The 13,307-nt window shown below is 51.2% G+C and carries 11 protein-coding genes; 6 read left to right on the top strand and 5 right to left on the bottom strand.

From position 1 onward, the window contains the following. Positions 1-142 precede the first annotated feature (142 nt). Positions 143-967, bottom strand: coding sequence for a hypothetical protein (locus tag GOV91_RS20495; protein WP_170567592.1), 825 nt, complete (start codon positions 965-967; stop codon positions 143-145). A gap of 121 nt (positions 968-1,088) precedes the next feature. On the opposite strand from GOV91_RS20495, the gene GOV91_RS20490 reads away from it, so the two are divergent. The 4 genes from GOV91_RS20490 to GOV91_RS20475 are packed head-to-tail and all read left to right on the top strand — an operon-like array spanning position 1,089 to position 6,453. Then, a complete protein-coding gene (locus GOV91_RS20490) occupies positions 1,089-1,742 on the top strand; it encodes a hypothetical protein (protein WP_170698494.1) in 654 nt (217 codons plus the stop codon). After that, on the top strand, positions 1,739-3,691 hold the full coding sequence (locus GOV91_RS20485) for a Mu transposase C-terminal domain-containing protein (protein ID WP_171236824.1): 1,953 nt from the start codon (positions 1,739-1,741) through the stop codon (positions 3,689-3,691). The genes GOV91_RS20490 and GOV91_RS20485 overlap by 4 nt, the downstream gene beginning before the upstream one ends. Beyond that, positions 3,672-4,652, top strand: a complete 981-nt coding sequence (locus tag GOV91_RS20480) for a TniB family NTP-binding protein (RefSeq protein ID WP_171236823.1) — start codon at positions 3,672-3,674, stop codon at positions 4,650-4,652. The genes GOV91_RS20485 and GOV91_RS20480 overlap by 20 nt, the downstream gene beginning before the upstream one ends. After that, entirely contained in the window at positions 4,624-6,453 is a 1,830-nt protein-coding gene (locus tag GOV91_RS20475) for a TniQ family protein (protein ID WP_171236822.1), read from the top strand. The genes GOV91_RS20480 and GOV91_RS20475 overlap by 29 nt, the downstream gene beginning before the upstream one ends. Here the strand turns inward: GOV91_RS20475 and GOV91_RS20470 are convergent. Then, complete coding sequence (locus tag GOV91_RS20470; protein WP_254440739.1) at positions 6,450-9,605, bottom strand: hypothetical protein; 3,156 nt, start codon at positions 9,603-9,605, stop codon at positions 6,450-6,452. The two genes, GOV91_RS20475 and GOV91_RS20470, sit on opposite strands and share 4 nt — an antisense overlap. An 892-nt stretch (positions 9,606-10,497) precedes the next feature. On the opposite strand from GOV91_RS20470, the gene GOV91_RS20465 reads away from it, so the two are divergent. Together GOV91_RS20465 and GOV91_RS20460 are read left to right on the top strand one after the other, a co-directional pair. Next, positions 10,498-10,704, top strand: coding sequence for a cold-shock protein (locus GOV91_RS20465; RefSeq protein ID WP_170430361.1), 207 nt, complete (start codon positions 10,498-10,500; stop codon positions 10,702-10,704). A gap of 74 nt (positions 10,705-10,778) precedes the next feature. Continuing rightward, entirely contained in the window at positions 10,779-11,792 is a 1,014-nt protein-coding gene (locus tag GOV91_RS20460; RefSeq protein ID WP_171236820.1) for a fatty acid desaturase, read from the top strand. Here the strand turns inward: GOV91_RS20460 and GOV91_RS20455 are convergent. The 3 genes from GOV91_RS20455 to GOV91_RS20445 form a co-directional block, all read right to left on the bottom strand. Next, positions 11,784-12,032, bottom strand: coding sequence for a ParB N-terminal domain-containing protein (locus GOV91_RS20455; protein ID WP_170613977.1), 249 nt, complete (start codon positions 12,030-12,032; stop codon positions 11,784-11,786). The genes GOV91_RS20460 and GOV91_RS20455 overlap by 9 nt on opposite strands. 74 nt (positions 12,033-12,106) lie before the next feature. Further along, entirely contained in the window at positions 12,107-12,796 is a 690-nt protein-coding gene (locus GOV91_RS20450; protein ID WP_170613978.1) for a hypothetical protein, read from the bottom strand. After that, on the bottom strand, positions 12,796-12,933 hold the full coding sequence (locus tag GOV91_RS20445; RefSeq protein ID WP_170613979.1) for a hypothetical protein: 138 nt from the start codon (positions 12,931-12,933) through the stop codon (positions 12,796-12,798). Before GOV91_RS20445 ends, GOV91_RS20450 begins: the two co-directional genes overlap by 1 nt. Positions 12,934-13,307: the final 374 nt, after the last annotated feature.

The following is a 13,307-nucleotide window of genomic DNA, read 5'->3' as shown; positions in this document are numbered from 1 at the left end:
CTTTGAGGGCTATGTATAGCCCAGTCGCGAAGCAGAACTGTCGCCTTTGGTGGACGATGTGGTCAACCGGACTTTGCAAAGTCTGCTTTCTGCGCATTGCAGACCTCCGCGCACGGCATACCACCCAACATTAGAGAGTGGATCATCCCAGAACTTTTAGATCTTTTGGTGCGAGCCGACTTTTCTCCGGCAATGTCCCAAATTTAATTCCTTCGATTTCGAGTTTGTCTCGTATCGCTACAAGTTCAACCAGTTTGTACTCAGATTGCTCAGGAACAACGTATAGTACTTGAGGAACCTTTCTCAAAAGAAGTGCTGCTCTTGCCAGTTGGTCAATCAAGTAGCCAGGATCAATTCTATTCCTCGGGCCTTTGATCTCAATCGCCGCAAAAGGCTCCGAGCCTTTGTATACGATTAAGTCTGTGGCAAGAGGCTCGAACGTTCTGCCTTCTCGAACAGTCAAATTTTCCACATTGAAGATGTCACTAGTGTTCTGTTTGAAAAGCATTTTTGCGTTTACTTCGAAGTCTCGGGCTCTTCGCTGGCCGCCAAAACCACCTCTAGCAATCACGACCGCAGGCTTCTCCGCCAATCGAACTTCATCAAGAATAGATTTTGTATCCGCTTGAGACAACTCCCCTGAAAGGACGGCATCAGCTATCTCTTTGGATTTCTTGGGGTCATACCGATCTATCCTTGAAAGCAAAATAACTTGCATCATGGCCAGCCAGTCGGGCTTTGATTCAAAAAGATCGGGTCGGTTTTGTTCTAACCATTTCGCAGCGGACATCGGATTGCGAAGGCTTGCAGGCTTTGTGCCTCTGATCGCGGCAACGCTTTGGAGAGCATCGTCCGGAAACGCGAACCCAAAGGCTTGGCTGTCTTGGACAACGCGATTCAGCCACGCTCCGAGGGCAATCCAGTTTTCGGTTTTGGCCAAATCTTGAAATTCGTCTTCAGTCATCATCGGTCGCAATCATTTTATTCGCATCGAGCCCATTGCCAATGCGAATGGATGCATGTATAGAGCCCGTATGAGGATAGATCGACACGCACCCCCGACGGCCCGACGCGTTCACAAGCGCGGAATGAAAAAACGCGCTGGCAAAATGTCTGGCGTCAAGTTCCCAGGCGTCATTCAGCTCGAAAGCCAAATGGAAGCAGCACTGGTTCGTTGCATGCAGGTCGACCCTCGTGTGGTCTCGCTTAAGCCACAGCCTTGCACAATCGACATGGGAACCGGAAGAGCATTTGCAAACAAAGAAGCGGCGCTAGAGGCTTATGAAGGGCGTCGGTACAGGCCTAAGCTTTATACACCAGACCTAGAAGTCAAACTTGTCGACGGCCGTTTGTTCTACTTGGACGCCAAGCACAGCGCTCACATAGATAAGAAACCTGAGTACCTGGACTATCCTTCACTTCTTGCCGAAGTCGGAATCTCGCTTGTCATTGTAACTGAGTCCTTATTGCAGGGGCCGATTGATCGAAATGCTTGGCTGCTATTGCAAGGACAAGCCGAAGAGACCGCCCCTAAACTTGCAAGCAAAATAGCGTGTCTCAAACAGCAACGTGTGACGTTCAAAGAACTAAGAGAGAATATTGGCATCCCCCAAGCGAAGATTCTTCGCCTTATTCTTGATGGCTATCTGGTGTTCGATTTTTCATGTGAAGCTCTTGGGCCATCCACGAACCTGAATACTGCGAACCGCGACCGAAGACATCTGGAGGTAATCGAATTTTGAAGCAGATTGTCAAAAGGCGGCACCAGAGAACCATCAAATATAGGGGAGAAACCTATGCTGTCGATGGAGCGATAGCTGGGCGGGATGCATATCAGATATCGAACTCCCAAGTTGATCCTTTTGAGATATCTGGACAAGAATATCGAGACCATGTGCACGATGGGCTAGTGAAGGAAGAAGGCTTCGACAAACGTCCTCGTAATGTAACCGCTAAAGATGCACGTGAAGCTCAGCTCAGACTACGCATTGTGGAAAATGCACTAAAGCTTGGGGAGGAGGGCGTTCATTGGGCAAAACGCATACCGATACTTCAACGCGAGTTCGCCGAAGAACCCACCTTCAAAATCAAGGGTAACCGTTTTCCGAGGCAATCGACTGTTCAGAATTGGGTCAAATTGTATCTGCGCGGCGGGCCGGACGCGCTTTTGCCCAAGCGCAGCAATTCAGGAAATCGTATGCCAAGGTTTGACAGCGTATTCCACGAGATAGTGCTCGATCTATTGGAAATGCAATATACGTCGTCGGACAGACAAAATCTAACAAGTCTGTCTAGCGACGCTTATATTCAATACCAGTTGGTTTGCCATGAGAATGGCATAAAACCTGGGTGCTGCGGACGCAAGGCAGTCGAAGCGATTGTGCACACAATCCCTCATTTTGACGTTCTCAAGTGGCAACTGGGCAGTAACGAGGCGCGCCAACACATGCGAATTGCCCAAAAATACTATGATATAACAGCGCCTTACGATCAAATAGAATTGGACTGCACAAAAGCTGACATAATGCTGGTTGATGATAGCGGGGAGGTAATAGGTCGGCCGTGGATTTGTGCAGCGATTGACTGTGCTACTAGTTGGATTGTCGCATTTCAGGTCTTCCTACCAGATCCATCATCAGAACATGTGGCCAAAGCTCTAAAGGAGATGATTAGCTACCCAGAGGAAGACTTTTTCGAACAGCACGAAATTGTAAACAGGAAAAAAATCGCCGCACTGCCGAAAGTGGTTGTAATGGATCAGGGTTCAGAGAACGTGGGCGAACCCATCGATGCTTTTATCGAAGTTGCTGGTGTCCATGGCCATTGGGCGCAACCTCGAAAACCCCAGGAAAAGCCGTTTATCGAAAACTTGTTCGGGGCAGTTCGAAGCAAAGTCAGCCAGCTTCCGGGTGCGACTAAGTCAAAGGCATATCCCGACCGGGATCGAACCAAAAAAGCAATGGATGAAGCCCGTCTGACGCTAAGAGTGTTCAATTCAATAATGCAACGCTGGCGCTACGACGAATATGGAAGAACTCCGAGGAGAAAAGTCCAAGACATCTTTAAACGGGGTGAAACACCTAGCGCTGCTTGGGACAGATTGGCAGATGAACACATAGTGCCAGAACCCCCGTCTTTGGACGAGCATCACGCAGCGCTGATGATCCAATCCGAATCTCGAACTCTGTGGCACTACGGTATCGAATTCGAGAGTATGCAATACAACTCTGAAGACTTGGCAAGGCTGTACCGACGACTAGGCCCGCGCCAGCGTGTTGAAATACGCTATGCTCCACTTGATGCTAGGGAAATTTTGGTCGTGGATCCGCATACAGGCGAGTTGGTGCGCGCGTCCAACAAAGCAAAAGACTTGGCAGCACTTTCTTATCGTGAGCTAAGAGAATGCCGGTCACCCAAGGCGAAACACAACGGACCAATCAAAACGGCTTTGGAGATCCACAAAGATATCCAAGCGCGCAGGACGTATAAGCAGGGCAAAAAAACTAAACTGCAAAGGAACCGCTCTGCGGAAATCGACAAGTTGCGGGCCGCTGATATGCAGAACAGAAGTTTGAAAGAACCACAACTAATTGACCAAATACGGTCAGAGGTTGGTCACAACAAGCTCGCAGTTACGAGATCAAAGAACTTGCCAAGGGTCGAAAGAAAAGATGCTGGACCAAACAACTAGTAGAGCTCTGCAAGGTGCATTCATCCGACATAGCCGCCACGAATGGGCTGTCTCGGAGATAAAACGTCTTTTGAATATTGCAGCAACCGAGGGTGGACGGATCATACCAATCTTGGGGCCGACGAGATGTGGAAAGACAGAACTGACAAAGGACTTGAAGGCACAAGTTGAAAATGACCGCCACGGCCCAAGTGCTATTCTGGTATCTTCAGATGTCATTCTGGGCCGACTTGCGCCACGGCCTTCCGAGCGGGATTATTACGGTTCCTGCTTGCGAAGCATGGGCTTTGATTTCGTAGAACGAGAGCGACCTGCCCAAATTCGAGAACGTCTCTTTCGGCTCGTAGCTGAGCACGGCATTCAAACAATCATTATCGACGAAGTGAACCATTGCGCCGAAACTCTGACTAGGCACTCGCGTCGACAAGCCGCTGATCACTTCAAGACTATTGTTGATGAAACCTCAGTCACTCTGATTTTAGCTGGGTTGCCAATGTTCGAAGCGGTTATGGACAGCAACGAGCAGTTTGCGGGACGCTGTTTGAACACCATTCGAATGAACCCCTATTGGTGGAGCGTTGAGGCTGATCGTATCGCGTTCTGCGATGCAATCTTTGCTGCCTTCTATTGTCTTGAGGAGTCCGGCATCCTTTTGGAGTTTGACCAAGACGATATGGTACGGCGATTGTACGGTGTTTCCGGCGGACGTGTGCCAGTGGCGTTGGAAGTGCTGCGCGCGCCCCTGGCATTGGGTGCCCAAAATTCACAATACAGCACCAAAACGATTGCCAGGGCAGCGACGGATTCAGGCCTGGAGCGAGATCCGTATCAGTCGTTTTTTCAAGAAGAACCACCATCGGATACTGAGCTGATCAGGTCATACATCAGAGTCATGGCAGATGCTGGTCTCGAAGTAGAGCCTACGACGTCGCATGAGCTTGCGATTATGCGAGGTGTATGAGGTGCCGGGTTTGTTTGCAGTACCACCATTGAAAGGCGAGAGCCTTATCGGATACTTGCGTCGTCTAGCCCATGTAAATGGATACAGAGATGTCTCTGAATTTTTGACACGGTTCCGGCGGAAGTATGGGCGAATTCTAGTCGAGAACATCGAGCACTTTGAGCAAGAGATGGGCTTAGAGAAAGGTTTGTTGGTTGCTATCTCCCCTTCTGCCAAACCTGAGTCACCCAGCTTAAGCTGGCGTTTCGAGCGGCATCATAGCGATCCGATTTGCCCTTCATGTCTTGCCGATGGCTTACCCTTTCAACAAACTTGGCGTCATTACTTGGTGACAGCCTGTCACCATCACAAAACGCGTCTTCAAGATGTTTGCCCTGTCTGCAAAACCACATTGCGTCCGACGTCCGGCGGCTTTGATAAATGCAGATGTGGCTTTAGCTACTCAAATTTCCCACGGGTGGCAGCAAAGGACCACGAAGTGATCATCTCCGCCTTGATTGCGGGAGATTCAACGGTTGGCAAGCGGTTTCTTGACCTTGCAGGAGGGCGTCAGGTCCCAAAAGACATTGGCGCTTTTATTAATTTCCTAGCGAGTGGTTTCGCTCAGAACCGCACGGGCAAGTCTGGGAAAACACAAACACCCAAAAGCGTTGCAGATTCGTTGGAACTGATTGAGCCGTTGGCAACTGTATTTGACCATTGGCCAAATGGGTTCGAAGAACACGTTCGAGGGTTGATACTGGCAGGAAATTCAGAATCCAACTCTGTGCCGTCCATGCTCGGAAGCTGGTATCAAAGACTTATGAAGTTCGAAGATGATGCGTACCAGCCTTTCAGAGGTGCAGTGTCGCGTGCTGCTTCAACCGAGTTCAAGGGAACCTACCTGGGAAAGCTAACGCCGTTGCAAGCTCGGGAATGGGTCTCGGCTAAACAAGCGGCCAAGGAACTGGGAATTTCTGCACAGCGCTTGGTGGCTGAGGTTCAGTCAGGTCAAATTGCCGGAAAGCAAGCCCGTAGCGGGTATGGGCACCGGCATACGATGATTCCACGCTTCGAAATTTCGAACATCTATCTGGATAGGAAGCGGTATTGGGATGGGTTGCAGGCCAGAGACTACCTTGGTGTTACAAGAAAGCAATTTGATCTGCTTCGCGCGTCAGAATTGATCCACGAGGTTGCTGCTGAATACCGTCCTCCACTTGTTGATGGCTGCATTGACGGTGAAAGCCTAAAAGAGCTCACAACAAACATTCGAAACTGCACTAAAGTTCAAGCGGGAGAAACTATTCCGTTCAATCAGCTCAACCTGAGGCGCACAACTGATCGAGCTGCTTTGATGCATGTTCTTCAGAAAATCTCCACAGGCGTTATCAAACCTGTTGTTGCGGAAGAAAACATGCGACTTGGTGAGTTTCATTTTTCAGTTTCCGACATCGACCGCGAAATTGGGACGCAGCGGTTGTCAAAAGACTGGACCGCAAATGATGTCGCAAAGTTGACGGGTTGGAAGGCTCAGGCGGTGACACATTGGTGCAAGCTGGGCCTGCTCGGATCACGCAAAGTTCCGCATGGCCCAAGCGAGTCTTTCTTGGTCAGACCGCAGCAGCTTGCGATCTTTCAAAGCGAGTACATGCCGGTAGCTACACTGGCTAGGTCAAGAGGAACTACGTCCCGAAAACTCCTGTCTGATTTTGAGAGCAAAGGGATTGAGACCCATGGTGCGCAAATGGAAGGTAAGACGACGCGAGGACACTTGGTAAAACTGAGTGATCTGGCTTCGCTGCTGTCAGAGGCTGCCTAGTGCTCGCCTGCGCCATCCGAAAAGAACACCACTGAAATGCGCTGTCCAATTGCGGGTTCGTAGCCGCGTGAAACCTGCTCAGCTTCCTCGATGACCCGGACCATCTTTTCATAGATCTCAGCGGACGCCTGATGATCGCTTTCGAGCTTTTCCAGGATAACCTGAAGCGCGATGTACCCCTTGGGAAGATCCTCATAGGCGAAGCTGTCACGCACTTCGTGTTTCGCTTGTTCCCAGAAGGGATCAAGCTCACGGCTCCACGCCTCGCACACCATTTCGACGGCTGGCAGTGACAGATGGCCAAACCTCTCTTGATCGCTGAGTTCGACGCCACCTTTGCGTCCCATGAACTCGGCGCAAGCTTTCGTGAGGCTCTCAACGCGCGCCGGGCGCAAGTCCCACTCGGTCAGCTTGCCGATCTGCTCTGAAATCGTCTCTAGCGCTTCAGAGAGATCTTCCAGTGACATGTGGGCGTGCTCCATGCCAAGGCTTCTGGTCCGTTCGTATGCAGTCTCCAGAGATTGGACGCAGGCCAGCTGGTCGCGTTCCAGTATAAGGCCTGGCGCAGTATCCTTGAGAAGCAGCAGGCGAGGCGGAAAGAAGCTATTGCTCTTGCTAAGTCCTTTGAGATGTAGCGCCGTGAATTTCTCACGGGCCGATAGGAGCGCCAACTCGGCGCCCCAGGTGCCTTGGATTTTGGCCTTGTCGATGAGTTTGTAGCGGTCTTCGGGGATTGTTTGCTTGGTGCGTTCCAGCACGTCGTGAAAGTTATTGTCGCGAAGCCGCCGCGGGGATCGCAGATATTCAACAACGCTATCGAGGATCAGTTCTGCGTCTTCGGTGCTTTCTTCTAAGACGGCGTCGATTAGCGCCTCCCCAGCCAAAGTTTTATAGTTCTCTATGCGCTGGGCGATTTTTTCATCGGACGCAAATTGCCCGACGGGTACGTCAACCAGATGGTAATTTACGATCCCAAATTCGCTGTCGATCCTGTCGATCCGACCCAGACCTTGGATGAGCTCTTTCAGGTTCGAGGTCAGGCCAAGCAACACCAACGTATCTGATGATTGTAGGTTGATGCCCTCCGCCATTTTGTAAGTCAGAAAGACCGACGCCGGTCCATCTGGAGCGTTTTTTCCTCCTGGCCGGAAATAAGACTCTACAGACTTGCCTTGTGTGATGCGTTCAAAGGTGTCCGGTCCCTCACCAAAGATTGCCTTCACGGCGCGATCTTCACCCTTGGTTTGGTTCCCCACGACATAGTTGATATGGTGACCTTTGCGCGACAGTGCCTCTGCGAAAATCTCAAGCGTGTCTGTTCGCTCCGCGAGAAACACAACCCGGTCTTTTTCACTTTGAATTCTCAGGCAGGCCTCGTACCGCTTTTCGTCGAGTTCTTTTAAGACGCTCAGTCCAAGCTTCTGGATTAGCGCGTCACATTTCTTTGCGGGTGCGGGCTCGTCAATTCCTAGTGCGGCGAACATGTTTGATTGTTTGCCTTGGAGCACCTTTTTCTTCGATTTTACTCCGCGTTCGAAGTCGCGGAGGGAGTTGCCAATGGCTCCGTGCGACATCTCCCAATGGGCTTGGGCGGCATTCACACGCAGGATGTTCAATAGGTTGCGGATATAGAGTTGATCTTGCGTGCTTTGTTGCGTGCTCACATGCCCGAAGCGGCTTTTCTCGACCGCGGTCACCCTACCACCTGGTGCAAGTTCTTTGCAGAGGGCCACAATCTCATCCAGGCGCGTTTGCTGAGGTTTTGTCGCCTTAAGTTTCTTCGGGCGGCCGTGGTTTTCAAGTCTCGGGTAGCTGTGCTTGCTCGGATCTTTGTCTTCGCCAATGCATCGCCTTTGTCTGCGTGTCAAAAACGGCGAAACCAACTGAGCGAGTTCGGTGCGAGCCTCTTGCGTCAGCGTCGTGTCAGGCTCTGATAGGACGGCCAGCTGCGCATCCTGGTTGAAGATATCCTTAGGAACTTGGGTTTCGCGCTCGAACAACTCGCCCATGGCCTGAATGAAAGTCGGCGTCATGAAAATGGACGCCCGCTTCTCCTGCATATGGGTCAACCAATCGACATCGCGGTTCCCAAGAAGTGTTGCGGACAGGCAAACATTCCAGCTCGGCGGGGCAAGCTCAATAGCGGAGGCCATTTGAGATGCCTGCTCAAAGCCTGGTGTCACAGTGTGGCTCTCATCAATGATCAGAATGCCATATTGTTCGAGCCTGAGCCCGGGTTCTTTGTCATCCCCAGCTCCTCGCAAGTTCTGTTTTGCCAACTTGGTATTCGGCTTCGCGTCCAGAGATGGAGTTGAGTATTTTTCCCAACTTGGGATGACCTTAGGGGGTGCAATCACCACCGCATTATTGCGCGCCACACCATGCACAGGAGAGCTGGGAACGACCTTTGAGTAGGTCTTCGTCAAAGCTTCTCCCAAGTGGCATCCGATCTCGGTTTTGCCCGAGCCGGTTGGCGCTTCTACGAAGGCGATACCATGGTCATAAACGATGGAACACGCCTCATAGGTCAGCTCCTGTTGATACCCAAACAGGGTATGGCCCGTGATCTCTTTTCGATCACCGGTGAGCCAGGGTTCAAACCCCTTTTGCTCCGAGATAGTTCGCGCCATCGCGTCTTCGGCGGTCACCGGTTTGATAAGCTTTTCGAGTATCTCCAGCGCTTCGGTATTCCAATCGACAGATACATCCCAAGCCTGCTCAGCGGCTTCTGTGCGTTCGACCTGAAGTTCATGAGTGCCCGCATCCAGGTCATCGGCATACTCGATGTTTCTGTAGAGCCCTGAGTAGGAAAAGTTTGCGGACCCGGCGACGGCACCTTTTGGCGAGCTGACGATTTTTGAGTGAAGCCGCCGGTCCCCGGTTATCCCTAACTTGCGTTTGGCAAGCTCCGGATCGAAGACACGCAAGTTAATTTTGCCGGTTTTGATGGCGTGTTTTGCCAGCACCGCGATAAGATCGTGATCCTCTTCCACCTGAAGCCCGGAGCGCTCCAGCCAGTAGAGTTTCATTTCTTCGGTGACTGGTTTGGGGTTGGTCAGCCTTTTGGTATTAGCCGTGTCGATCCCGAACGATATCCGGATTTGGATATCGCTGTCGTTTTCCAGATCCCTCAGCTCAGGCAATTCCTTCATCAAAATCGACAGTGAAGACAAGAAGTCCTGATACCCGGTGACAATCAGACAATCCCCAGAGGTGATATGGGGCCGATAAAGATTGATGACCGGCCGGTCGATATTGGTGCCGACCTTCGCAACCGGTTCGGCACCAAGCTCGTCTTCGGGCTTTTGATTTGCTTCGGTGAGCTGCTTTGGATTGGAACGCAGCCAATCAGGGAGTGAAAACAATGAACAAGACTTAGTTTTAGGACGCTTAGTCTAATATTGATACTGCGAGCATCGTCCTTCAAGACATCACAGGAAGAAACATTCATTTTCCTGAAACTGTCGAAAACGCGCACCGGTTTTGTGGCGGGATGCCGGGAGTTCGAGATTTAACATAAGTCGCAATTATGGAGCGGTTGCAGCCCTTGCGCCTTTGTCAGCCAACCGCCGGCTAATCCGAACTTCGGACACTCGTGAACATCCCTTCAGCGGTAATCGTGAGCACAAAGTTCAAAGAGCTTCCTCGAACTCAAAGGTCAGCGATGCGCAGAAACCGGACTTTGCAAAGTCTCGCTACGGCATCAAAACGGACGCTTATAGCTGTCTCGGATGTTGCGGGATAGATTCCCAAAAGCGGTCATTGATCTTTTGTACGGCCTCCCAAGCCGCCTTCGCGTTTGGATCGCAGAACGACAGCGTCTTCTCAACTTGTAGAGTTCTAAGCCAGGCAGGTTCGATTTCTCTGTTGCCCTCCACCGCATCAAGGCTTGTATCGTGCGTACTCGAAGTCCATATACACAAGGCTTACGTTTTTCTTTTTCGACCTGCTGTCTCCCCAATTCGGCGTTCAGTCTTTCGATTCAGACCGACCACGCCGAGTCGCCGCAATAATGCGGGCGGCAAGTATTTGGAGATTTCCACCATGGCAAATGGCACAGTAAAATGGTTCAACTCGACCAAAGGTTTTGGCTTTATCGAACCTGAAGATGGCAAGCGCGATGTGTTCGTGCATATCTCAGCACTTGAGCGTTCCGGCATCAGCGAATTGAAGGACGGCCAGAAGGTCACTTTTGACGTCGAAGCTGGCCGTGACGGGCGCGACAGCGCCGCCAATCTGGCGCTCGCCTGACCTTTTTAAAGGGCACCCTTTTCGGGTGCCCTATTGAACAATGGGCTACAATAAGCCATTGGAGAACAAGTAACTTGCAACAGCAGGAATTGACCCGGGCGCTCGCGCAATACCGTGTGCCCGATACGAAGCGTAGCGTTATTGAACTGACAATCACTGTCATCCCCTTTTTCGCGCTATGGGGCGCAGCGTGGTTTGCGCTATCCCTTGGTATCTGGGTCACTGTTCTATTGGCCATCCTGAACGCCGCATTTCTGGTGCGTATCTTCATCATCATGCATGATTGTGGTCACGGATCCTTCTTTAGAAACCGTACCGTTTGCAATTGGACAGGCCGGGTTTTGGGTGTCCTTGCGCTGACACCTTATGACGTTTGGCGGCAAAGCCATGCGATCCACCACGCCTCAACCGGTAACCTTGATCGGCGTGGTATGGGTGACATCCCTACATTGACCACTGAAGAATACCTGAAGCGGAAGTGGTTCGGGCGTGCCGCTTATCGTCTGACCCGGAATCCCATCTTCCTGTTCGGTGTTGCGCCGGTCTATACGTTCTTCCTTCAAAACCGCTTACCTCTTGGTTTCATGCGGTCGGGCTGGCTGTATTGGGCAAGTGCGATGGGAACAAACGTCGCGATTGCAGGGTTATTGGCTCTGGTTTTTTGGGCCGGAGGCATTGAGGTTTTGGCGTATGTTTTCCTGCCAACCATGATTGTCGCATCATCGATTGGAATTTGGCTTTTCTACATTCAACACCAGTTTGAACACACGACCTGGGAGCGGGAAGAAGGGTGGAATCTTCAGAACGCCGCATTCTATGGAAGTTCTCACTATGCCCTGCCTGGCATCCTGCGTTGGTTTTCTGCCAATATCGGCGTACACCATGTTCACCACCTTGCCAGCCGCATACCTTTTTATCGGCTAGACGAAGTTTTGCGTGACCATTCTGCGTTGGAAAATTGCCAGCGTATTACTTTATTTGAGAGCCTTCATTGCGCACGATTGCATCTTTGGGACGAAAAAAGTCAGCGCCTGCTGACATTTTCCGAGGCTTTGTCAAACGCCAATCCCAACAAGAGTTTAGTGTAATCTGGCGCGCACCAAAAAGGCGTCGACAGTATCACCGCCGAGGGCGCGAATGGCCTCTAGTCGGTGAAGGCCTTCAATCAGCACGAACCTCTTGTTGTCCGAGCGTATCTGGATCGGGGTCTTCTGGCCGTTCTTCAGAATATCTTCGGCCAGCGTCAGAACTTTTTGTTGATCAAGCGTTTTCGCCCGTTTCGCAGGAACATAGATCAGGTCGAGCGGATATGGTCTTTTTTCCAACATTAGCTACGTGGGCAACCTTTCGTGCATTTGTTCCGGTTCAGAGCTCGCTTCCAAAGCGGGGGCTGGAACGTACGTCATAGAACCGAGCGAACAGCGTCGCGCAGTTCCTGATGCATAATCCAAGTTGCTGGCTCATCGTCACTTTCGATGTGAGAAAATGCCAGGACCTGAGCGGCGCCATCATTCTGTACCGATCCGGCTTCGGGTAGGTCCAGTTCCAGATATTCTGCGATCAATAGTCCGATTTTCTTGAAAACCTTGATGGAGGCCTCGCGTGATTTGTAACCGGCTGCCTGAGACAAGTGACCAATGGTCAGACCTTCCCTACCTGCGATAGTAAGTGCTTTGAGCATTGTGACCTGCGCAGGGGTGAGCCTGATCTGGCGCAATGCCTCTGCATATTCTCTTGCACTGGGAACGAGCGTGCCGGAGTTTCCTTCCAAACGTCGTTGACCGCTACGTTTCCTGTCTCGTTCTTCGAGAATTTCTTTTAAGGCTTCAATGGCCAATGCTGGTGTTTCGCCAACTGCATCGGCAATCATTGCCTGCGTTTTAGCCGGTGGCTTGGGAAATGCGCGCGCAACGCAGTTACCACTCAGAATGCCGGCCTTAATCAAGTACTTGCCAAACTGTTCCTCAATCACACCGGCTACGTCAGCGTTCCGCGACTTACGAACACTGCGTTCCTGAAATGCTCTTTGTTCTAGGTCGCGAATTGCCGATTTTGGGTGTCGGAGGCTAACCTGAGGGGTGCTTTTACGCATCAGAGAAACACCACCACAATTATGGCCGCAACAATCACCGCCGATGCGACAAACATCTTTATGCTGTAGGACCAGCGTTGCGCCTTTTCGGCTTTGAGTATTTTACCCAGGTTTTCGTCAATCGAGTTATGGTTCACGGATTCGTCCTTCCGGATATGTCAGGAGGTATTGGTTCCCACCAACCTATTGTCGCGGCACATTTTCGGTGCACTTATCGTTCTGTCGTGTAAACGGCCGATTGCATTCCCAACCGTCACCTCTCCGATTCAAGTGAGCATTTGAAGGGACAAGGATCGCAATGCATCTGTCCCGGTTTGCGCGATAACCTCGTTTGCATTTCCATCCAGAAAAGGTTTCAGGCGCAAGATATGCATGCTGTGGAATTGCCACAGGTTCACAGCTACTCTCCGCTGCCCTGTAACCTCTGAGGCACACCCAACCATCCGCGCTGTTTTTGTCAGTCAGGCGGCCGTTGCTCGGGACATTAATCGCAACACAATCCTGATCCTCC

The sequence above is a fragment of the Ruegeria sp. HKCCA6837 genome (assembly GCF_013034475.1).
Lineage (GTDB): Bacteria > Pseudomonadota > Alphaproteobacteria > Rhodobacterales > Rhodobacteraceae > Ruegeria.
Note: the sequence above shows the minus strand (reverse complement) of the source record. Positions and strands in the feature narration are given on the sequence as shown.